The following is an 18,649-nucleotide window of genomic DNA, read 5'->3' on the forward strand; positions in this document are numbered from 1 at the left end:
TTAGAAAGACAAATATATTATTTTTTTCAAATAAAAAAGCCAACAACAATTTTATTTGCTGTTGACTTATAATGACTAAGTATGTTTCTGTGAAAATCTGTGTTTAGCTATTCATCAAGTTTCATATTTCCTCGATTCTCATGGTTTTCAGGATGTGAATTGGGATAGCGATTAGGTGTTACATCCGAATTTCTATCTTTATTCTCAACGGTTTTCTGATTCTGATTGTCATTGTTCGTAGTTTTAGTTTCAGAAGTTGCATCCTTGGAATTTTCTAAATTTCTATCGACATTTCGGGCTCTTTTCACTACGTCAGCGTTTCCATCTGTATCTTTTTCTACTTCGTTTTTCAAATCAGGAGTGTCTTTTGGCATATTTTTGCCACTAAATCCTTCATTCAATTGTTGCTCGTTATTGGTTTTCTTAGCACCTAGATCTTTATTTTCCATAGCATTGGTTTTTTTGAGGTTGATTATCTTATAATATTACGATTTATAACCCAAAGAAGCCATTCAATTAACATTGCTTTAATTGACAAACAAACTTATCTTTGCCGATATTCTCAAAAATGAAACACCAGCATTACATCATCCACAAGCCTTATGGTTATCTGAGTCAGTTTATTTATGAACAGAAAAGGAATAAAAAACTGCTAGGTGAATTGTATGCTTTCGCAGAGGGAACGATGGCAATTGGCCGTTTGGATGAAGATTCAGAAGGACTGTTGCTTCTAACAACCGATGGAAAAGTGAGTGAGAAAGTGAGAAGCAAAAAAGTGGATAAGGAATATTATGTGCAAGTCGATGGCATCATTACCAATGAAGCCATCCAGCAAATAAAAAAAGGAGTTGAAATTGGTTTTGAAGGTCAAAAATACATGACTTTGCCTTGTGAAGCGTCAAAAATAGAAGTACCTAATTTCGCTCCACGTTCCAAAAAAATACGTGACGAACGCCACGGACCAACAAGTTGGGCTTCCATAACTGTCAATGAAGGAAAATTTCGTCAAGTGAGGAAAATGACTGCCGCTGTCGGATTTCCAACCTTAAGATTGGTCAGAGTAAGAATCGGAAACGTTCATCTAAGCGATTTAAAATCAGGCGAAGTAGTAGAAGTAACCGATTTTTCAATATAGATTTCCAAAACCCAATACCCATAACCCTAAACCTCTAAAAATGTTAAACATCGTCCTAGTAGAACCCGAAATACCAAATAACACAGGAAACATAGGCCGTTTATGTGTTGGAACCGGAAATAGATTACACCTTATTCATCCTTTCGGATTTCAAATTACGGATAAAAATCTCAAACGTTCTGGACTTGATTATTGGGTGCATCTCGATTGGAAGGAATACCAAAATGTTGGAGAATGGGTTTCGGCTATTCCAGATACTTCACGCGTTTTCTTGTTCAGTTCCCATGCTGAAAAATCCTATTTAAAAGAAACATTTCAAGATGGCGATTGGCTTGTTTTCGGTAAGGAAAGCGTTGGCTTGAGCCAGGAAGTTCTTGTAATGTTTCAAAATCATCTGATGATTCCCATTTCACCATTGGTTAGAAGTTACAACCTTGCAAATTCTGTAGCTTTTGCAATTGGCGAAGCCAAAAGACAACTTTCAATTTAAAAAAATACTATATTTGAAAGAACCTTCATTCTTTTAAATATGACCGATAAATCTCAATTAAGAAGTTCAATTTTCAAACATCTCGACGGCTTGGCGGTTGCTCCAGTTGCAATTGCATTAAAAAATAAAGGTGTTTTAGATTTTATTTTAGATAAAAAGCAGGTTCAATTAGCTGAAATTACTGCTGCTTTCAAGGCAAATGAAGGTTATCTGAATGTTGGTTTGAGAATCCTGGCTTCACAGGGTTTTTTAGAGTATGAAGTCGATAATGCAAGCCAAGAGATTACAATTTCGGTAAACGAAAAAACAGGAATTGCTTTTTCTTTTTTCCATTTGTATGAAGATGTGGTCGATTTATTGCAGTTTTCTACCCAATTTCATCCGCGTCTTTTTGAAGATGCCCCGTTTGAAAAACTCAATGTTATCTTTGAAAAATACAAGAAAAACTACGGTATCGTTTTCTCCGAGGATGAACTTACAAATACTATTCAAAATCAAATTTTAAAGCATATCGAGGGTTATCTAATCGGACCAACAATCGTTCGTTTGGCCATGAACGGAATGTTTCATAAATATTTTATGGAGACTTCTTTCAAGCCGGAAGAGTTTCATAAATCGCCCGAAAATTTTAAAAAGATATTGGATTTCTTCGTTCATCTTGGATGGTTTTTGGAGAAAAATAGTAACTATCAATTTACAGAAATGGGACTTTTTTATGCCAAAAGAGCAAGTGCCTATGGTGTTACGGTTTCCTATTTGCCAACATTTGCACGAATTGAAGAACTGATTTTTGGCGATCCATCTGTCTTGAGAATGGTTGCCGATGGCGAAAATGAAATCCACGTTGACCGAGAAATGAACGTTTGGGGAAGCGGCGGAGCTCACGATACTTATTTTAAAGTGGTGGATGAAATTATTGTCAAGCTTTTTAATTTGCCAATTGAAGAACAACCCAAAGGAATATTGGATATGGGTTGTGGTAATGGCGCTTTTTTGCAACATATTTTTGAAGTCATTAACAGGCAAACTTTACGTGGAAAAATGCTCGATGAATATCCATTATTTTTAGTTGGAGCCGATTATAACCAAGCTGCTTTGAAAGTTACCCGAGCCAATTTGATCAAGGCTGATATTTGGGCAAAAGTAATTTGGGGTGATATTGGAAGACCAGATGTGCTTTCGGATGACTTGAAGGAAAACTACAATATCGACTTGAAAGATTTGCTCAATGTGAGAACCTTTCTGGATCACAACCGAATTTGGGAAGAACCGAACCACATCCACAAAGACAGAATTAGCAATTCTTCTGGAGCATTTGCATTCAGAGGAAAAAGAATCAGTAATAATTTAGTGGAAGATAATTTGCTTGAACATTTGCAGAAATGGTCGCCTTATGTTCGGAAATTTGGCTTGCTTTTGATTGAGTTGCATACCATACATCCGAAACTTACCACTGCCAATTTAGGTCGAACTGCAGCAACAGCCTATGATGCCACTCACGGTTTTTCTGACCAATATATTGTGGAAATTGATGTTTTTAATAGTGTTGCATCTGAAGCAGGATTGTTTCCGGATCCCACTATTTTTAGAAGATTTCCAGATGCCGATACTGCTACAGTAAGTATTAATTTATTGAAAGGAAAATAATTATTTCTGGATATAAGTCGCAAAAGAACTGATCATTTTATTGACGGTACTTTCAAACGAAGGCTTTATTTCTTCGAAGCCTTCCTTTAATTTTCCTTCTGGGGTAAAATAATCTGCAATTGTAGATTCTATGAGCTTATCTTTCATGTAAATTTCCTTGACGGTAAATTTTAGCGTATAATTTTTTTCGCCAAATTCAACCGCAAGTGTATATTTTACAGTAAAAAAATAGGGATCACCAAGACTGTAATAATGGAAAGCACTTGGTTTCAAGGCATCAATTTTTAGTGAATTGGAAGTAACTTCATAAACATCAGCCCCTTTTTTATTGTAAAACAAAGCCCAACTTTTTGAAGCTTCAATTAGATTTTCAAGCGGAATATTTGGTTTAACGATGGTTACGGTTGGAAAACCATTTGGCGAAAGCTCAATTTTATCTTGTGAAAAGGCGAAACAGGTATAAAAAAAGAAAGCTGTTAAAAGGAACTTTTTCATTTTATTTAATTTTTTTCTTATAAAGATAGACGATACAGAATAGAAATTAAAGATTTTTAAATAGAAATTTAGCTTTTTCTATATCAAATTGTATATTTTCATCATTAAAAAGAGCTCCAAAAGTGCCCTTTTCAATTAGATTGCAAGGAGTATCTTGAACGGTATTTTCGGGTGTCATGACAATCATTTCATCACTCAATTGAATTGCCAAGTCAATATCATGAGTTGAAAAAAGAATACATTTTTGTGTTTCGTGCGTTAGTTTTTTTAGTAATTTAAAAAGTGAAACTTTATGCAGCAAGTCAAGATGGGTGGTAGGTTCGTCCAGAATGATCAAAGGTGTATCTTGTGCTAAGGCTCTTGCAATTAACACTTTTTGCAATTGTCCGTCACTAATTTCGAAATGCTTTTTATTGGATAAATGTGTAATTTGGGTTAGTTCGATTGCTTCGTTTATTTTGAGTATATCTTCATCCGTTAATGTCCCAATCCAGTTGGTATAAGGCTGTCTTCCCAATGCCACCAATTCAAAAACCGTTAAATTACTTGGCGGAAGACTTTCGGTTAAAACCAAACTCAACTGTTGAGCCAATTGTAGGGAGGTGTAATCTGTTGTTTTTTTATCATTTAAAATAACATCTCCAGAAATAGATTTTTGTATGCCTGTGATGGTTTTTAAAAGTGTAGATTTCCCGATTCCGTTGGCACCAATTAGCGAAATTAATTTTCCTTTTTCTAAAGAAATAGAAATATTTTCAGCCACAACTTTTTGCTTCTTTTTATGACTGTAACCAATCGAAATATTTTCTGCCTTTAAGATGATTTTATTTTCCATTATGTCATCATTTTACGTTTACCAACCAACAACCAAATCACAACCGGAGCTCCAATAATTGAAGTTATTGCATTGATTGGTAATATGATACTTGTTCCGGGAACTTGCGAAACGATGTCACAAATTAGCATAATGATTGCTCCAAAAAGCAACGTTCCCCAAAATAAAACACGATGACTGCTGGTTTGAAAAACCAATTTAGAAATATGTGGTACAGCTAAACCGATAAAAGCAATCGGACCTGCAAAAGCAGTGATGCTTCCTGCTAAAATGCTTGTTGCAAATATGATAGTTAATCGGGCTTTCTTGAAATTTAATCCCAAGCTTTTTGCATAATTTTCACCTAGAAGCAAGGCATCTAGTGATTTGATACTCATCAAGCTCAAAAATAATCCTATGAAAACCGAAATAGCAAGTATAAGGATTGAACTCCACGAAAGATTTCCAAGATTCCCGAGTGACCAAAAAGTAAATTTCTGCAATTGTTCGGCTGTACTGAAATAGGTTAGAACGCCAACAAAAGCACTAGTGAAACTACCAAACATCATCCCGACAATTAAGATTGACATTGTGTTTCTCAAACGTTGCGACACGATCAAAACGGCTGATAAAACCATAAAACTTCCTAAGCAGGAAGCGATTATAATTCCGTAGGAAGAGGCAATGAGTGAACCAAGAATGGAAGGTAGGAGAGAAGCACCCAAAATCACAAAAGCCACACCAAGACTTGAACCTGAACTTAATCCTAAAACGTAAGGTCCTGCCAATGGATTTCTAAACATAGTTTGCATCAATAATCCACTAATCGACAATCCCATTCCCACTAAAATAGCTGTAATTGCTTTCGGTAATCGAAAATTCAAGATAATATACTGCCATGTTTCTTTTGAAGCTTCTTGTCCCGTCAAGCTTTTGAAAACTTCCTTCAACGGAATTGAAACTTGTCCCAAGCCAATATCTAATAAAAACAGCACAAACATGATGAATGTCAGTGAAATGAATAAAGCGATATGTTTGGATTTTAGCATAAAACTATTTTAACTTTTCAAAGAAAAAAGGAGTATAATTGGGCAACAATTCCGGATGCAGCGTTTTTACAATATCTTTCAAAACAATATCAGGTCGGTTGGGTGCTAATTCATAATATAAAATACCTCCCTTTTTTCCTTTTTTACTGCTGAAAGAATATACATTTTTATTTTGAAAAGCCTTGAATTGGCTGTAATGAGGATTAGCATTTGTCATTTCTTTTAAAGAAGAAAATTGTCCCGAAGTAATCCAGAAATCGGCATCTTTGGCCTTTTCCAAAACGATTTCAAAAGATAGAGACAAACTTCCCGTACCTTCGGTTTCTTTCCATAAATAATTTCCTCCGGCTTGATCGAGTAACAAACTTCCCCAGCTTGTGCCTTTCGGCAAATACCATATTCCTTCAAACATATCTCCAGCTAGAATTGTGGGTTTTGAAGTAGCTTTTTTAGCAAGTTTCAAAGTCGTATTGTATTCTTTTTCAATGTCAGAAAAGATAGTATAGGCCTTTTCATCTAAACCATACAAGGCACCAAAAAACTTGATCCATTCGGCTTTTCCAAGTGGTGTTTGCTCGTTCCAGTCGCCATTGAGCATAATTTTGAGTCCGCTTTTTTCAAGATTATCCAACGTTGGATTTTTGTTGTCAATGCCATAACCGATGAAAACATCTGGAGCAACATCAATAATTACTTCAGTATTCAGGGTTTGGTTTGACCCCAATTCTTTAACTTTTCCAGCATCAATTCTAGCTCTCACTTTCTCTGAAGAAACATAATCCAGATTTGGAAAACCTAGCAAAGAATTCTCAACGCCAAGCATCTCCAAAGATGGAATATGGGTTGTAGAAGTCACAATTATACTTTTGATCGGAACTTGAATTGTCGTAAACTGACTCAAACTATCCGGAACTTTAACGTTTTTTTCTTTTAAGATGTAAGTATAATTTTTGGTCGCATTTGGCCAAGGATTAGAAACTTTTACAACCGTATAATTTTCATGTTTAAAAATAGCCAAACCCGAAGCATACTTGATTTCATTTTTAATTTCAGATGAAGTTTTGCCCGTAGATTCGCTATTTTCCTTGCATCCAATAGCAAAAATCAGGAACACCAAGACAACTATTTTAGAAGAGAATGATTGCATAAAAATCTTTTTGTTGAGGTTGACAAAGGTAAAAGGAATTATGGTTTTTTTCAGAAATAAAAAAATCGCCGAGATTTTTCTTGGCGATTTTTCTAATAATGTCCTTTGAGGGAATATATTCGAATTATATTTTCATTCTCAAGAACTTTGTAAATTAATCTATGTTCTTGATTGATTCTTCTACTCCAAAATCCACTATAATTGTGTTTTAGAGGTTCAGGTTTTCCAATTCCGATGGTAGGATTCTCCAAAATTGAATCTAAGAGTTCTCTAATCTTTTTTAAAATACGTCGGTCATTTAATTTTTGAAAATACTTAAGATGGAGTAAGGCTTCGTCAGTGAAATCTATTTCCATATGTCATCAAGATTGACTTTAGTGATTTTGCCTTTTTTTTCATCTGAAATGCTTTTTTCCATCGTTGCAACAAATTCAGCATTATAAGGGCTTTGGTCAGAATTCTTGTCTGTAGTTTTTTCAAACTTAATTTTCAAAGCTTCCAAAAATGCCTTCACTACATTTCTTTCTTCTTGATTTTTAGGATGAACGATAAATGTTTCCATAGCTAAAATTATTTATTACAAAGATAAAAATTAATTTAAATGAAACTTGTTTTCAAAAAATCTATATTTGCACTCGAATTAAGGTTGTGATTTAATTTTTATAAATCACATTAAAAGGGAATTTGGTTCAAAACCAAAGCTGTTCCCGCAACTGTAAGCTACAAAGCTTGTTGTTATCTACAAAACCACTGTTCTAATTTTAGATTGTAGATTTCAGATTTCAGATTCAATCTAAGATCTAAAATCAAAACTCTAAAATGGAATGGGAAGGTAAACAACAAGACGCAAGCCAGGAGACCTGCCTTTTTTCTTAACAAATATCGAATCTTCGGGAAAAAAGATTCTGGAATTATGACTTTTAGAAAGCAGTTTTTATTTTTTATTTTCTTCGTATGCCAATTTGCTTTGGCACAAAACGACAGCATCCAGTATTTGGAGGAGGTAAAAGTCTCCGATTCCCAACTCAAAAATTTCTCCAATTCACAATCTGTTCAACAATTATCGGATTCGATTATCAACAATAGTCAGGCTTCGCTAACTTCTTTGCTTAATTATAATACCGTAATTTATTTCAAGGAAAACGGACTCGGAATGGTTTCTTCGCCTTCTTTTAGAGGTACTACGGCTCAGCAAACAGCAGTAATTTGGAACGGAATCAATATCAATTCGCAACTTAACGGTCAGACGGATTTTAATACGATTACAACAAAAGATTTCAATACTGTCAATGTTCGTGCTGGTGGAGGAAGTTCGATTTATGGAAGTAGTGCCATTGGCGGAAGCATACATTTGAACAATGATTTAAGTTTTAAAGATAATTTTTCGAATGATTTGGAATTGAATTACGGTAGTTTCAACACATTTGGGCTCAATTATAAATTGAATGTTTCGGATGAAAAGTTTAGCTTTCAGGGAAGTATTTCCAGAAATAGTTCGGATAACGATTATAAATATTTGAATACGGATCGAAAGAATTTGAACGGACAATTTTATAATAACAGTTTCAATTCTAGTTTCGGATATAAAATTAATGCAACCAATTTTCTGAAATTTTACAGTCAATTTTATGATGGAGAACGCCATTTTTCATTGGTTACACCATCAGATTCTAAAACAAAATATACTGATTTCAACACTAGAAATTTGTTAGAATGGAGTTCCTTTTTGAATCAATTTACTTCGCGGCTTAAAGTAGCTTTCCTTTCTGAAGAATATCGATATTTCGAAAATATTACAAGCGATGATTTTTTCTTCGGAAAAGTAGAAACCTTTATTGCCAAATATGATTTGACGTATGATGTCAACGAAAAAATTAAAATCAACACCATTTTAGATTTTACGCAAAATAAAGGAAATGGTTCTGATATTCAGTCGGATAAAAGGCAAATTGGATCGGCAAGTTTATTTTTTAAGCATTTGGTTACAACCAAATTACAATATGAGTTGAGTGTCAGGAAAGAAGTAACTTCTACTTATGAAAGTCCTGTTTTGTTTTCGGCTGGAGCCAATTATCGCTTTACAAATTTTTATGCGCTGAAAGTAAATGGATCCAGAAACTTCAGGATTCCAACTTTCAATGATTTGTATTGGCAAGGTGCCGGAAATCCCGATTTAAAACCAGAAAGTTCTTTTCAGGGAGAAATTGGAAATGAGTTCAGGTATAAAAATTTCACTTTTACCGCCAATTTTTATCATATCAAGATAGAAGATATGATTCGATGGCTTCCAGGAAATGGAGGCATGTTTAAACCTCAAAACACCAATAAAGTCAGTATTTATGGTGCAGAAGCTATTTTAAATTGGAACAAAAAAACAGCCAATAGTGTTTTCGATTTCAACGGAACTTATGCTTATACGAATTCTAAAAACGATGAAACAGGTTATCAACTAACGTTTGTTCCCTATCATAAAATGACGGCAAGTTTTGGCTATTCTTATAAAAAAATAAATGCCTTCTATCAACATTTGTTTACCGGAGAAGTCTTTACCCAAACCGACAATAATCCAGATGCAACTATCGAGATGTATAATGTTTCGAACATTGGCGTTGGGTATGGTTTTGGCAAAAAAAATAGCTTTACAATTGGCTTCAAGGTTTTAAATCTTTGGAACGAGGAATATGAAAGTGTAGAAAACCGTCCGTTGCCTGGACGAAATTATAATTTGAATTTAACCCTTAATTTTTAATAGAATGAAATTTAGTAAATTACTTTTAGTAGCCTTTTTAGGATCAACTGTGTTTGTTTCTTGTAGTGATGATGACGATAAAGTTGACAATACTCCGCTTGGAGCCTATGATAACGGAGTTTTAGTAGTAAATGAAGGAAATGGAACTGCTGGTTCAATCACGTATATCGGGAACGACATGACCACTATTCAGCAAGATGTTTATAGTGTTGTTAATGAAGGAGACGGAATTGGAGGATACGTTCAATCGATGTTTTTTGATGGCGATAAGGCGTTTATCATCTCGAATGCTTCTAACAAGATCACGGTTGTAAACCGTTATACTTTTGAATTGATTGATAAAATTGACTCAGGTTTGAACATTCCAAGATATGGTGTGGTAGAAAACGGAAAAGCTTATGTAACCAATCAAGCCGCTTTTGACAGTACAACTGACGATTTTGTTGCTGTAATCAATTTATCGACTTATGAAGTTGAAAGTACGATTGCTTTGAATGCGATTGGCGAAAGAATTCTTGAAGAAAACGGAAAATTATATGTAACCAATGGGACTTATGGGGAAGGAAATTCGGTAACGGTAATCAATCCAGCTTCGAATGCAATTATTTCTACAATCAATACAGGAATTTCTCCTACTTCTTTTGAAGAAGAAAATGGTATTTTGTATGTGCTTTGTGGAAACTATGACGACGCTAGCAAATTGGTTAGAGTTCAGTTATCGAACAACGAAATTTTAAGTGAAGTAACTTTTCCTGCCGCTTTAGGAAATGCTCAAAACTTGAGTATCGAAGATGGGAAATTGTATTTCACGGTTAATTCAGACGTTTTTTCTGCCGCTTTAAATGCAACAACAATCAGCGAAACTCCTTTGTTTACAAGTGGTGCAACAACACTTTATGGTTTTACAGTTGAAGACGATAAGATTTATGTTTCGGATGCAAAAGACTATGCTTCAAACGGAAGAGTTTTCATATATTCTACAACGGGAGCCTTGCAAAAAGAATTTCCTGTGGGACTAATTCCGAATGGATTCTATTTCAACGACTAATAAAAAAAACACTTTTTTGCTCCAAGAAAAAAAGGCTTCCAGTTGAAAAACAAGAAGCCTTTTTTGTATGATTAACTTTTTTTGAATTATTTCATTTCGGTAATTACTTCTAAAATTGTGGAAGCAATTCTACTTTGTTGTTTTTCATCAGTAAGAAATTTACGGTCGTTAGGATTGGATAAAAAGCCAAGTTCAACGTTAACAGCAGGTGCTTCGGATTTTCTTAGTAAAAATATTCTAGCCTCTTTTAAACCTCTAGATTTTAAGCTATGATTTTTAACCATTTTAGCATTTAATTTTTCTGCAATTGCTTTCGATTCTTCATAATTTGGGTTTTCGTTGTTGATGAAAAATTCGATTCCCGAAGCAGTTTCATTTTTAATTCCATTAACGTGCAAAGACAGCACTAAATCAGGTTTGATTTTGTTAATCAAATTCGTTCTATCTTGTAGAGAAACAAATTCATCATCGTTTCTTGTCAGGTGAATCACGATATCTTTGTCTTTATTTTGAAACTTGATTTTCTTCGTAATGTTCAGAATAATTTCTTTTTCCGAAACATCGTCAATCTTCATTCCATCGTCTTTTCCTCCATGTCCGGCATCAATAACAACAGTAATTTGTTTCGATTTCGAATCTTTTGGAGCTACAAAAGCAAAAGAACCAACAACTAATAGGGCTACGATAATCTTGAATGCGTTTTTCATAATTTTGATTTTTGTTACTAGTAATAACTTCTTTTAAGCTCAAAAAAGTATCAGGAAATTAAAAGTTTTTCAAAACATCCGAAAGACCTTCTGGAATATCAACATACATTTCAGTTGTAAAACGCTTCATGGATTTTGAATCTCTAAATTCCTTGGTTACTTTTTCAGGATTGAATTTTAGCATTCTTGCATTATTTGTAATCAATCCGAGAGCAGTACTCAAAAGAGGTTCTGCTGGATTTCCAAGTTGTGACACATTACCAGGATTTTCTATCAGCTCTACATCAGGTTCGATTCCGCTTTGATATTCGCCAAAACCATCCTTGTTTACAATTTTCAGCACAAGAGGTTGCATGGCATATTTGTGGGTTAAACTTCTTCCGCTTCTTGTAAAATTTGGTGAATCATATAAGGTAATAGAACCCACATTTTTTCCAGTTGTGGTATCGCCAATCTGAATTACATTGATATAAGGTTTTAATCCATTGATTACCAATTCGCTTGCAGAAGCCGTTCCTGATGCTGTCAAAATATATACTCGCGAAAGATTCAAGCTGTTAATTGGAGTATTTCCGATGGAAGAAGTAAAGTTATTGATAAGATCATTTTGATCTAAAACGGCTTCAATTTTAGCATTCCATTGTTGTTTTGCAAAAAGTTGACCAGTATATTGTCCTGTAATCATGCTGGCCAAATAAGTTGCCGTTTGAACCGAACCACCACCGTTATATCTTAAATCTAAAACCAGTTCAGTAGCACCTTCATTTACAAAACTTCCAAAAGCTTGATTCAGCTGCTGATCGAAGTTGGCTGTAAATCCAGTATAAGCCAAATAAGCCACTTTTTTTCCGCCAATTTCTAAAACATCTGCTTCTAAAACCGGATTTTCTGTAAGTTCGGTTTTGGTTAGCGAAATAGTTTCGCCATTTGGGGTAATAGCACCACCGTCATAATTTGCAAGACTTAAAGTATACGTTTCTGCCGATAACAATTGTTGGTAATTATCAGCCGTAAGTGAAGAACCATTTACGGAATAAAAGATCATACCACGTTCAACTCCTTTATTTTCGGCATCAGATCCCGGAATTACATATTTGACCCATCCATAAATATCAGTTGTACTTCCTTCTTTATAACGCAAGCCGAATTCCATTCCATTATTTTTAGAAACACCTTGAAAAAGATTTTCCAAAACAGAATAATCGCTGACGATAACACTAAAACGATCTACAGCTTCTGAGGCAGGAAAGTTTGCTTCAGGCTTGTAAAGCAAGTCAATAAATAAATCTTCTGGGCTAGGTTTCAAAGCTAGAAAGTCATTTAGTTCCGCTTGATTTGCAAAACGATCGTCAGCCAAATCTGGCACATCAGCTTGCCATAAATAATAAAGATTAAGACCTTTCCAGATAAAATTTTCGATTTGAAGATAGGAAGGAACACCCAAAGTGTCATCCTTATCTTCACAACTTTGAAAAGAAAAAGCGGCTACAACGAATAAAATCAAGTATCTATAGGAATTTTTCATAGAGTAATTTTTATTTTAGAAACGTAAATTTAGCTACTTTAGTTTTATTTTCAATTCTTTTGTAACAAAAAAGATTGAGCCTCGTCTAGCTTATATAATCATCAATCAACAAACAATCAGATGCACCAAAATGAATTTGTAAATCTAATCACTCCTTTCAAGGACAAGATTTTCCGTGTTGCCCGAAGATTGCTTGTGAGTACTGAAGAAGCAGAAGATGCTACTCAGGAAGTTTTGGTGAAATTGTGGAATAAAAAAGACATTTTAAAAAATTACAATAGTGTCGAAGCCCTCGCCATGACAATGACAAAAAATTATTGTCTGGATCAGCTGAAATCAAAAAGAGCAAGTAATTTAAAAATTGTTCATAATAATTTCACCGATAGGGAAGCTGGATTACAGCAAAAAGTTGAGGATACTGACAGTTTAAATTGGGTCGAAAAAATAATTGACCAATTGCCAGAACAGCAAAAACTGATTATCCAGATGCGGGACATCGAGCAATATGAATTTGAAGATATTGCAAAAATTTTAGAAATGAATGAAACGGCCATCAGAGTAGCACTCTCAAGAGCCAGGAAAACGATAAGAGAATTTATGTTAAAAACACACAGCTATGGAATTGGATAAACTAGAAATACTATTAGAAAAATACTTCGAAGGAGAGACAAGTATTGCCGAAGAAAACCAGTTGAAAGATTATTTTTCTTCTTCAAATGTCGCGCAGCATTTGCAACAATACAAGCCTTTATTTGGTTACTTTTCTGCCTCAAAACAACAAGAGTTCACGCAAGAGCTTCCATTAAACTCGAATAATCGAGCTAAAAAAAGAACAACAACTTGGTTGTCAATTGCAGCATCTGTTGTGGTTTTGTTAGGTGCCGGAACATTTACCTTTTTTAATTATGACACTACTCAAAAAGAAGATTTAGGAACTTTTGAAGATCCAGAAGTTGCTTTCAGAGAAACCCAAAAAGCATTGTCATTATTATCCCAGAATGTAAATGTAGGAATGGAAAGTATTCAATACATTCAAGAATATGAAACCGCCAAAAACAAAGTATTCAATTAAAAAATCAATCAAAAAAATCAATTAATTAAAAAATTTAGAAATCATGAGAAAATTTATAATTACCACCGTATTAGTTTTATTGCCATCGTTATTTTTTGCACAATCAGCATTCGATAAATTCAATGATTTGGATGATGTTACAACAGTAATCATCAATAAAAAGTCGTTTGATTTGCTGGAGCAAGTGAAGCTAAAAATGGATGATAAAACAGAAAAATATATCAGCCAAGTAAAAAATATCGACAATTTCAAAATGTTCTCCACTTCAAGTACCAAAATATCTGAAGATATGAAACAAACCTTTAAGGCTTATGCCAAAAAACAAAATCTAGAACAACTAATGAGCATCAAAGAAGATGGAAACGACATTAGCATCTATGTGAAATCAAATGATGAATCTTCAAAAGTGTCCGAGCTCTTGATGTTTATTGAAGGTGGAGACAAAAAAGGCGACCAAACCATGATATTATCTGTAACAGGAAATTTCGACTTGGCTGCTTTAAATCAATAACAAATAATAAAAATAAAAATGAAAAAGTTTATAATTGCAACCGTATTTGCCCTTTTGCCAACGATGTTTTTCGCACAGCAATCGGTTTTTGATAAGTTTGATGGTCCAGAAGAAGTCACAACTGTTATCGTAAACAAAAAAATGTTTCAGATGATGGGTAACGTGAAAATGGATCCTAAAGACAAGGAAGCCCAACAATTTATGAGTTTGACCAAAAAGTTGAATAACCTTAGAGTTTTTACAACTTCTAATTCAAAATATGCAGCAGATATGAAGGCTACGGCTGAGAAATACCTGAAAAGTGCAGGTCTCGAAGAGTTGATGCGAATAAAAGACGGAGGTCAAAATATCAGAATACTCATTAAAACTGGAGCAAAATCATCACAGGTAAAAGAACTTTTAATGCTTATTGATGGTGGAGGAAAAGCAAATGAAACAATTGTATTGTTGCTAACTGGCGATTTTGATCTAGAAGATCTTTCCGTCCTGACCGACAAGATGAACCTTCCTGGAGGCAATGCCTTGAAAAAAGGATCAAAAAAGTAAATCATGAAAAAGATATATTTCTTAGCGCTAATTTGCAGCTTGTTTCTAGCAAGCTGCAATTCTGAGCCTTCACTTCAAAAATATTTTGTAGAAAACTCAGAAAACAAGGAATTCATCTCGGTAGACATTTCATCAGATATTTTGAATATTAAAGAAGCCGAGCTTTCTAAGGAACAATCGGATGCGATTCAATCATTTGAAAAGATGAATATTCTAGCTTTCAAACTTGATTCTACCAACGCGAGTCAGTATGCAATCGAAAAGACCAAAGTAAGTGATATACTGAAATCCGAGAAATACCAAAAACTAATGTCTTTTGGATCAGGGAAACAAGGTGTCAGCATTAGTTTTGTTGGAGAGGAAGAAAACATTGAAGAGTTTGTGGTCTATGCCAAAAGTAACGAAGCTGGTTTTGCCGTAGTCCGAATTTTGGGCGATAAAATGAACCCTACACACATCATGAACATGTTATCGGTGTTGCAAAAATCTGAAATGGATTTAAAGCAACTCAAGCCATTACAGGACATGTTGCAGCAAAAATAGATTTTAAGGTTAATGTTATTAATTTGAGAAAAACGTTCAGGTAGTTGTATCTGGACGTTTTTTTTTGAAACTAATCCCGCCAACCGCTACAACTCCTCCTTTTTAAAGCTTTTTTCTAAGGTTTTGCAGGAGCTTCCGTTGGTCGCTCTGCAAAGCCAAGAAAAAATAGCTTTAAAAAGTCCGGGGTTTTCGCTCATGTCGGGGTTAGCTTCGCAAGTGGAATCAGAAAGCAAGAATAAACCTATTTTTTGAAATATTTAAACGGTACTAAAAGCATCCCGAAACATTCGCCATGTTCCTTACCAATGTGTTTATGATGCATTTTATGAGCTCTTCGAACCGCTTTTGCATAACGATTATTGGCATTTCTAAACAGCTTGAAACGTTGGTGTATAAAAATATCGTGTACTAAAAAATAAGCCAAGCCATAAGCAAAAATTCCAAGTCCAATTGCTAATCCAATTTCTAGGACACCATTTTGCCAAAGCAAGAAAAACCCAATGCTAATAACGGCATAAATGATAAAGAAAGCATCATTTCGCTCAAACCATGAGTTGTGGTCTTTTTTATGATGGTCTGCATGTAACGACCATAAAAAACCATGCATGATATATTTATGACTGAACCAAGCCATAAACTCCATAAAAAAGAACGTCATGAAAAAAACCAGAATATGAATCCACATACTATTTTATATTAAATTCAAAAAAAAAAAATCCAAATTCCAATCTCCAAAAAAACAAATAAATTCCAAATTTTAGAAATTCAAAACCTGGAGAAACTAATAAATTACAAACTATTAACCTGTACTTTTTTGTCTACAAAATATTCAATCTATAAGTCAAATAACATTTTGCAAATAATCCAAATTTTTGATAATCAGAAACCCTAATTCGCGTATTTTTTATTTCCGCAGAAGGCGTTTTCTTCAGCTTCGAAAGCAATTTTTTATAATAAACATAAGCCGTGTAAACGCCAAATTTTGCTTCAAGCGGCAAATGCAAAATACCTTCATAAGCCGCTTTAAAATCGGCTTCAATTTCGTCAATAATTTTTTGTTTCGAAATTTCGTCAAGCTTATTTAAATCCGTATCAGGAAAATAAGTGCGATTTAATTCTTCAAAATCAGCTTTCAAATCCCTCAAAAAATTCACCTTCTGGAAAGCCGAACCCAATCGCATGGCAGCTTCTTTCAATTCTTCAAATTTTTGCTTATCACCTTTTACAAAAACCTTCAAGCACATCAGTCCCACAACATCAGCCGAACCATATATATATTCTTGATATTCTTGCTTTGTAGTATATTCATTTTTCACCAAATCAAGTTTCATGCTTTGCATAAAAGCATCAATCATTTCTACCGGAATATTATATTTGGTAACCGTGTGTTGAAACGAATTCAAAATTGGATTCAAACTGATCTTGTCTTTCAAGGCTTGATGCAAATTGTTTTCAAATAATTGCAAAAGATCGGCCTTATTATAATCGTGAAAACTGTCCACAATTTCGTCTGCAAAACGTACAAACCCATAAATATTATAAATATCCTGTCGTATACTTGGTGCCAGCATTTTTACCGCAGAAGAAAAAGAAGTACTGTAGGATTTTGTAACATTCCTACTGCAATCAAAAGAAACTTTGTCAAAAATAGATTTCATAGCTTATAAATGTTTCTCGATTAATTCAGCTGTTAATTTTCCCGAAATCAAAGCGGGTGGAACTCCTGGTCCAGGAACCGTCAATTGTCCAGTAAAATATAAATTGTCCACTTTTTTACTTTTTAATTTTGGTCTTAAAAATGCAGTTTGCAACAGCGTGTTTGCCATTCCGTATGCATTTCCTTTATAGGAATTATATTGTTCAACAAAATCATTTTTGCAAAAAGATTCCTTAAATATAATGTTTTCACTCAAGCTTTGCTGTGTCAATTGTTCTAATCTAGTTACGATTTTTTCAAAGTAGCGGTTCCTCAATTCTTCATTATCTTCTATTCCTGGAGCCAATGGTATCAAAAATATAGCTGCTTCTTTTCCTGAAGGAGCTGAATTTTCATCGGTTTTTGATGGAAAACTCGCATAGAAAAGCGGATTTTCAGGCCATTTTGGATCATCATAAATTGCAGAAGCGTGAACATCAAAGTCAACATCAAAAAATAAGGAATGATGTTCAACGTTTTCAACCTTCTTATCAAAACCTACATAAAACAATAGGGATGAAGGTGCAAAAACGCGACTTTCCCAATATTTTTCAGAATAGGCCCTATGTTTTTCGTCCAATAAGGTTTCCGTGTGGTGATAATCGGCACCACTCACTACAATATCACTTTCAATGTGTTCACCATTTACAATTAGACCATATGCTTTTTTATCTTTCACCAAGATTTTAGAAATATTGCAATCCGTTTTGATGGTCACACCTAATTCTTTCGCTAATTTTTCCATTGCAAGAATTACAGAGTACATACCGTTTTTAGGGTGCCATGTTCCTAAACCAAAATCTGCATAATTCATAAAACTATAAAACGATGGTGTATCAGATGGTTTTGCTCCTAAAAATAAAACCGGAAATTCTAATATTTGAACCAGCTTTTGATTTTTGAATTTCTTTCGAACATCTCTAGAAATGTTACTCAAAAACTGACCAACTTTCGTTGCAGTTTCAAAGGTTATCAGCTCCAAAGGCGAGACCCCAGGACGGTAAACCAAATCTTTTATGGCAATGTCATAATTGCTTTTGGCTGCAGCCATAAAATCTCCTAGTATTTTTCCACTACCTTTTTCAATCCCTTCAAAAGTGTTTTTTATTTCTTCCAAATTATCAGCAATCAAAACAAAATCATTGATTCCAAAATATACCTGATACGCAGGAGAAAGCTTTATCAAATCATAATAATCCGAAGGTTTCTTATTGAAATCAGCGAAGAATCTTTCGAACACATCCGGCATCCAATACCAAGTTGGACCAATATCAAAAGTAAATCCTTCTTTTTTTAATTGTCGGGCTCTTCCCCCAATAGTAGAATTTTTTTCAAAAATGGTAACAGAGTGTCCAGCTTTCGCCAGATAACACGCTGCAGCCAAAGAAGAAAAACCAGAACCTATAATGTTTATATTTTTTTTCATATTGTTTAACAAATATAGTAATATGTTAAACAAAATACTTTATGGTTTA

Annotated in this window: 22 protein-coding genes and 1 riboswitch; of the genes, 10 read left to right on the plus strand and 12 right to left on the minus strand. The window is 34.2% G+C overall.

Annotation, left to right across the window (positions count from 1 at the left end; genetic code table 11):
* Positions 1-107: 107 nt before the first annotated feature.
* Positions 108-449 (minus strand): hypothetical protein, encoded by a 342-nt coding sequence (locus tag G508_RS0104930; protein ID WP_026704276.1) that lies wholly within the window; start codon positions 447-449, stop codon positions 108-110.
* Positions 450-568: 119 nt separating this feature from the next.
* Here G508_RS0104930 and G508_RS0104935 point away from each other — a divergent pair, with 119 nt between their 5' ends.
* From G508_RS0104935 to G508_RS0104945, 3 genes are read left to right on the plus strand one after another with little or no spacing between them, the layout of a single operon-like run.
* Positions 569-1,135, plus strand: coding sequence for a pseudouridine synthase (locus tag G508_RS0104935; protein ID WP_026704277.1), 567 nt, complete (start codon positions 569-571; stop codon positions 1,133-1,135).
* A gap of 40 nt (positions 1,136-1,175) precedes the next feature.
* Positions 1,176-1,625, plus strand: a complete 450-nt coding sequence (locus G508_RS0104940; protein ID WP_026704278.1) for a tRNA (cytidine(34)-2'-O)-methyltransferase — start codon at positions 1,176-1,178, stop codon at positions 1,623-1,625.
* Positions 1,626-1,664: 39 nt separating this feature from the next.
* Positions 1,665-3,272 carry a class I SAM-dependent methyltransferase gene (locus G508_RS0104945; RefSeq protein WP_026704279.1) on the plus strand — a complete coding sequence of 536 codons (1,608 nt, stop codon included), beginning with the start codon at positions 1,665-1,667 and terminating at the stop codon, positions 3,270-3,272.
* Here the strand turns inward: G508_RS0104945 and G508_RS0104950 are convergent, their stop codons facing one another.
* The 6 genes from G508_RS0104950 to G508_RS0104975 all read right to left on the minus strand — a co-directional run bounded on the left by G508_RS0104950 (position 3,273) and on the right by G508_RS0104975 (position 7,339).
* On the minus strand, positions 3,273-3,767 hold the full coding sequence (locus tag G508_RS0104950; RefSeq protein ID WP_026704280.1) for a hypothetical protein: 495 nt from the start codon (positions 3,765-3,767) through the stop codon (positions 3,273-3,275).
* A gap of 46 nt (positions 3,768-3,813) precedes the next feature.
* Entirely contained in the window at positions 3,814-4,602 is a 789-nt protein-coding gene (locus tag G508_RS0104955) for an ABC transporter ATP-binding protein (RefSeq protein WP_026704281.1), read from the minus strand.
* Positions 4,602-5,630, minus strand: coding sequence for an iron ABC transporter permease (locus tag G508_RS0104960; RefSeq protein ID WP_026704282.1), 1,029 nt, complete (start codon positions 5,628-5,630; stop codon positions 4,602-4,604). Before G508_RS0104960 ends, G508_RS0104955 begins: the two co-directional genes overlap by 1 nt.
* Before the next feature lie 4 nt (positions 5,631-5,634).
* The gene (locus G508_RS0104965; protein ID WP_026704283.1) at positions 5,635-6,777 is read right to left on the minus strand and encodes an ABC transporter substrate-binding protein; all 1,143 of its coding nucleotides are present in this window, start codon (positions 6,775-6,777) and stop codon (positions 5,635-5,637) included.
* Positions 6,778-6,869: 92 nt separating this feature from the next.
* Complete coding sequence (locus G508_RS0104970) at positions 6,870-7,133, minus strand: Txe/YoeB family addiction module toxin (RefSeq protein ID WP_026704284.1); 264 nt, start codon at positions 7,131-7,133, stop codon at positions 6,870-6,872.
* Positions 7,124-7,339, minus strand: coding sequence for a DUF2683 family protein (locus G508_RS0104975; protein WP_026704285.1), 216 nt, complete (start codon positions 7,337-7,339; stop codon positions 7,124-7,126). The genes G508_RS0104970 and G508_RS0104975 overlap by 10 nt, the downstream gene beginning before the upstream one ends.
* Positions 7,340-7,403: 64 nt before the next feature.
* A riboswitch (cobalamin riboswitch) is annotated at positions 7,404-7,659 on the plus strand.
* A 31-nt stretch (positions 7,660-7,690) separates the two neighbouring features.
* Between G508_RS0104975 and G508_RS0104980 the strand changes: the two genes are divergently transcribed.
* The gene (locus tag G508_RS0104980) at positions 7,691-9,526 is read left to right on the plus strand and encodes a TonB-dependent receptor plug domain-containing protein (RefSeq protein ID WP_026704286.1); all 1,836 of its coding nucleotides are present in this window, start codon (positions 7,691-7,693) and stop codon (positions 9,524-9,526) included.
* 4 nt (positions 9,527-9,530) lie between these two features.
* Positions 9,531-10,574, plus strand: coding sequence for a YncE family protein (locus G508_RS0104985; protein ID WP_026704287.1), 1,044 nt, complete (start codon positions 9,531-9,533; stop codon positions 10,572-10,574).
* 86 nt (positions 10,575-10,660) lie between these two features.
* On the opposite strand, the gene G508_RS18605 is transcribed toward G508_RS0104985, so the two are convergent.
* Positions 10,661-11,281 carry an N-acetylmuramoyl-L-alanine amidase family protein gene (locus G508_RS18605; protein ID WP_051197459.1) on the minus strand — a complete coding sequence of 207 codons (621 nt, stop codon included), beginning with the start codon at positions 11,279-11,281 and terminating at the stop codon, positions 10,661-10,663.
* Positions 11,282-11,339: 58 nt separating this feature from the next.
* Positions 11,340-12,806, minus strand: a complete 1,467-nt coding sequence (locus G508_RS0104995; protein ID WP_035694110.1) for a S41 family peptidase — start codon at positions 12,804-12,806, stop codon at positions 11,340-11,342.
* 120 nt (positions 12,807-12,926) lie between these two features.
* Here G508_RS0104995 and G508_RS0105000 point away from each other — a divergent pair, with 120 nt between their 5' ends.
* From G508_RS0105000 to G508_RS0105020, 5 genes are read left to right on the plus strand one after another with little or no spacing between them, the layout of a single operon-like run.
* Positions 12,927-13,436 (plus strand): RNA polymerase sigma factor, encoded by a 510-nt coding sequence (locus G508_RS0105000; RefSeq protein ID WP_026704289.1) that lies wholly within the window; start codon positions 12,927-12,929, stop codon positions 13,434-13,436.
* A complete protein-coding gene (locus G508_RS0105005; protein ID WP_026704290.1) occupies positions 13,423-13,878 on the plus strand; it encodes a hypothetical protein in 456 nt (151 codons plus the stop codon). The genes G508_RS0105000 and G508_RS0105005 overlap by 14 nt, the downstream gene beginning before the upstream one ends.
* Positions 13,879-13,921: 43 nt before the next feature.
* Complete coding sequence (locus G508_RS0105010) at positions 13,922-14,389, plus strand: DUF4252 domain-containing protein (RefSeq protein WP_026704291.1); 468 nt, start codon at positions 13,922-13,924, stop codon at positions 14,387-14,389.
* 18 nt (positions 14,390-14,407) lie between these two features.
* On the plus strand, positions 14,408-14,935 hold the full coding sequence (locus G508_RS0105015) for a DUF4252 domain-containing protein (RefSeq protein WP_026704292.1): 528 nt from the start codon (positions 14,408-14,410) through the stop codon (positions 14,933-14,935).
* Positions 14,936-14,938: 3 nt separating this feature from the next.
* A complete protein-coding gene (locus G508_RS0105020) occupies positions 14,939-15,478 on the plus strand; it encodes a DUF4252 domain-containing protein (RefSeq protein WP_026704293.1) in 540 nt (179 codons plus the stop codon).
* 241 nt (positions 15,479-15,719) lie between these two features.
* Here G508_RS0105020 and G508_RS0105030 read toward each other — a convergent pair whose 3' ends face one another.
* The 3 genes from G508_RS0105030 to G508_RS0105040 all read right to left on the minus strand — a co-directional run bounded on the left by G508_RS0105030 (position 15,720) and on the right by G508_RS0105040 (position 18,600).
* Positions 15,720-16,163: a sterol desaturase family protein gene (locus tag G508_RS0105030; protein ID WP_026704294.1), complete on the minus strand. Its 444-nt coding sequence runs from the start codon at positions 16,161-16,163 to the stop codon at positions 15,720-15,722.
* Between the two features lie 133 nt (positions 16,164-16,296).
* Positions 16,297-17,136 carry a phytoene/squalene synthase family protein gene (locus G508_RS0105035; RefSeq protein WP_026704295.1) on the minus strand — a complete coding sequence of 280 codons (840 nt, stop codon included), beginning with the start codon at positions 17,134-17,136 and terminating at the stop codon, positions 16,297-16,299.
* 3 nt (positions 17,137-17,139) lie between these two features.
* Positions 17,140-18,600, minus strand: a complete 1,461-nt coding sequence (locus G508_RS0105040) for a phytoene desaturase family protein (RefSeq protein WP_026704296.1) — start codon at positions 18,598-18,600, stop codon at positions 17,140-17,142.
* Positions 18,601-18,649 lie beyond the last annotated feature (49 nt).

It is taken from the genome of Flavobacterium soli DSM 19725 (assembly GCF_000422705.1).
Classification (GTDB): Bacteria; Bacteroidota; Bacteroidia; order Flavobacteriales; family Flavobacteriaceae; genus Flavobacterium; species Flavobacterium soli.

Coding starts and splice junctions, on each gene's coding strand:
- G508_RS0104930 (WP_026704276.1), bottom strand. CDS start 449: ATGGAAAATAAAGATCTAGGTGCTAAGAAAACCAATAACGAGCAACAA.
- G508_RS0104935 (WP_026704277.1), top strand. CDS start 569: ATGAAACACCAGCATTACATCATCCACAAGCCTTATGGTTATCTGAGT.
- G508_RS0104940 (WP_026704278.1), top strand. CDS start 1,176: ATGTTAAACATCGTCCTAGTAGAACCCGAAATACCAAATAACACAGGA.
- G508_RS0104945 (WP_026704279.1), top strand. CDS start 1,665: ATGACCGATAAATCTCAATTAAGAAGTTCAATTTTCAAACATCTCGAC.
- G508_RS0104950 (WP_026704280.1), bottom strand. CDS start 3,767: ATGAAAAAGTTCCTTTTAACAGCTTTCTTTTTTTATACCTGTTTCGCC.
- G508_RS0104955 (WP_026704281.1), bottom strand. CDS start 4,602: ATGGAAAATAAAATCATCTTAAAGGCAGAAAATATTTCGATTGGTTAC.
- G508_RS0104960 (WP_026704282.1), bottom strand. CDS start 5,630: ATGCTAAAATCCAAACATATCGCTTTATTCATTTCACTGACATTCATC.
- G508_RS0104965 (WP_026704283.1), bottom strand. CDS start 6,777: ATGCAATCATTCTCTTCTAAAATAGTTGTCTTGGTGTTCCTGATTTTT.
- G508_RS0104970 (WP_026704284.1), bottom strand. CDS start 7,133: ATGGAAATAGATTTCACTGACGAAGCCTTACTCCATCTTAAGTATTTT.
- G508_RS0104975 (WP_026704285.1), bottom strand. CDS start 7,339: ATGGAAACATTTATCGTTCATCCTAAAAATCAAGAAGAAAGAAATGTA.
- G508_RS0104980 (WP_026704286.1), top strand. CDS start 7,691: ATGACTTTTAGAAAGCAGTTTTTATTTTTTATTTTCTTCGTATGCCAA.
- G508_RS0104985 (WP_026704287.1), top strand. CDS start 9,531: ATGAAATTTAGTAAATTACTTTTAGTAGCCTTTTTAGGATCAACTGTG.
- G508_RS18605 (WP_051197459.1), bottom strand. CDS start 11,281: ATGAAAAACGCATTCAAGATTATCGTAGCCCTATTAGTTGTTGGTTCT.
- G508_RS0104995 (WP_035694110.1), bottom strand. CDS start 12,806: ATGAAAAATTCCTATAGATACTTGATTTTATTCGTTGTAGCCGCTTTT.
- G508_RS0105000 (WP_026704289.1), top strand. CDS start 12,927: ATGCACCAAAATGAATTTGTAAATCTAATCACTCCTTTCAAGGACAAG.
- G508_RS0105005 (WP_026704290.1), top strand. CDS start 13,423: ATGGAATTGGATAAACTAGAAATACTATTAGAAAAATACTTCGAAGGA.
- G508_RS0105010 (WP_026704291.1), top strand. CDS start 13,922: ATGAGAAAATTTATAATTACCACCGTATTAGTTTTATTGCCATCGTTA.
- G508_RS0105015 (WP_026704292.1), top strand. CDS start 14,408: ATGAAAAAGTTTATAATTGCAACCGTATTTGCCCTTTTGCCAACGATG.
- G508_RS0105020 (WP_026704293.1), top strand. CDS start 14,939: ATGAAAAAGATATATTTCTTAGCGCTAATTTGCAGCTTGTTTCTAGCA.
- G508_RS0105030 (WP_026704294.1), bottom strand. CDS start 16,163: ATGTGGATTCATATTCTGGTTTTTTTCATGACGTTCTTTTTTATGGAG.
- G508_RS0105035 (WP_026704295.1), bottom strand. CDS start 17,136: ATGAAATCTATTTTTGACAAAGTTTCTTTTGATTGCAGTAGGAATGTT.
- G508_RS0105040 (WP_026704296.1), bottom strand. CDS start 18,600: ATGAAAAAAAATATAAACATTATAGGTTCTGGTTTTTCTTCTTTGGCT.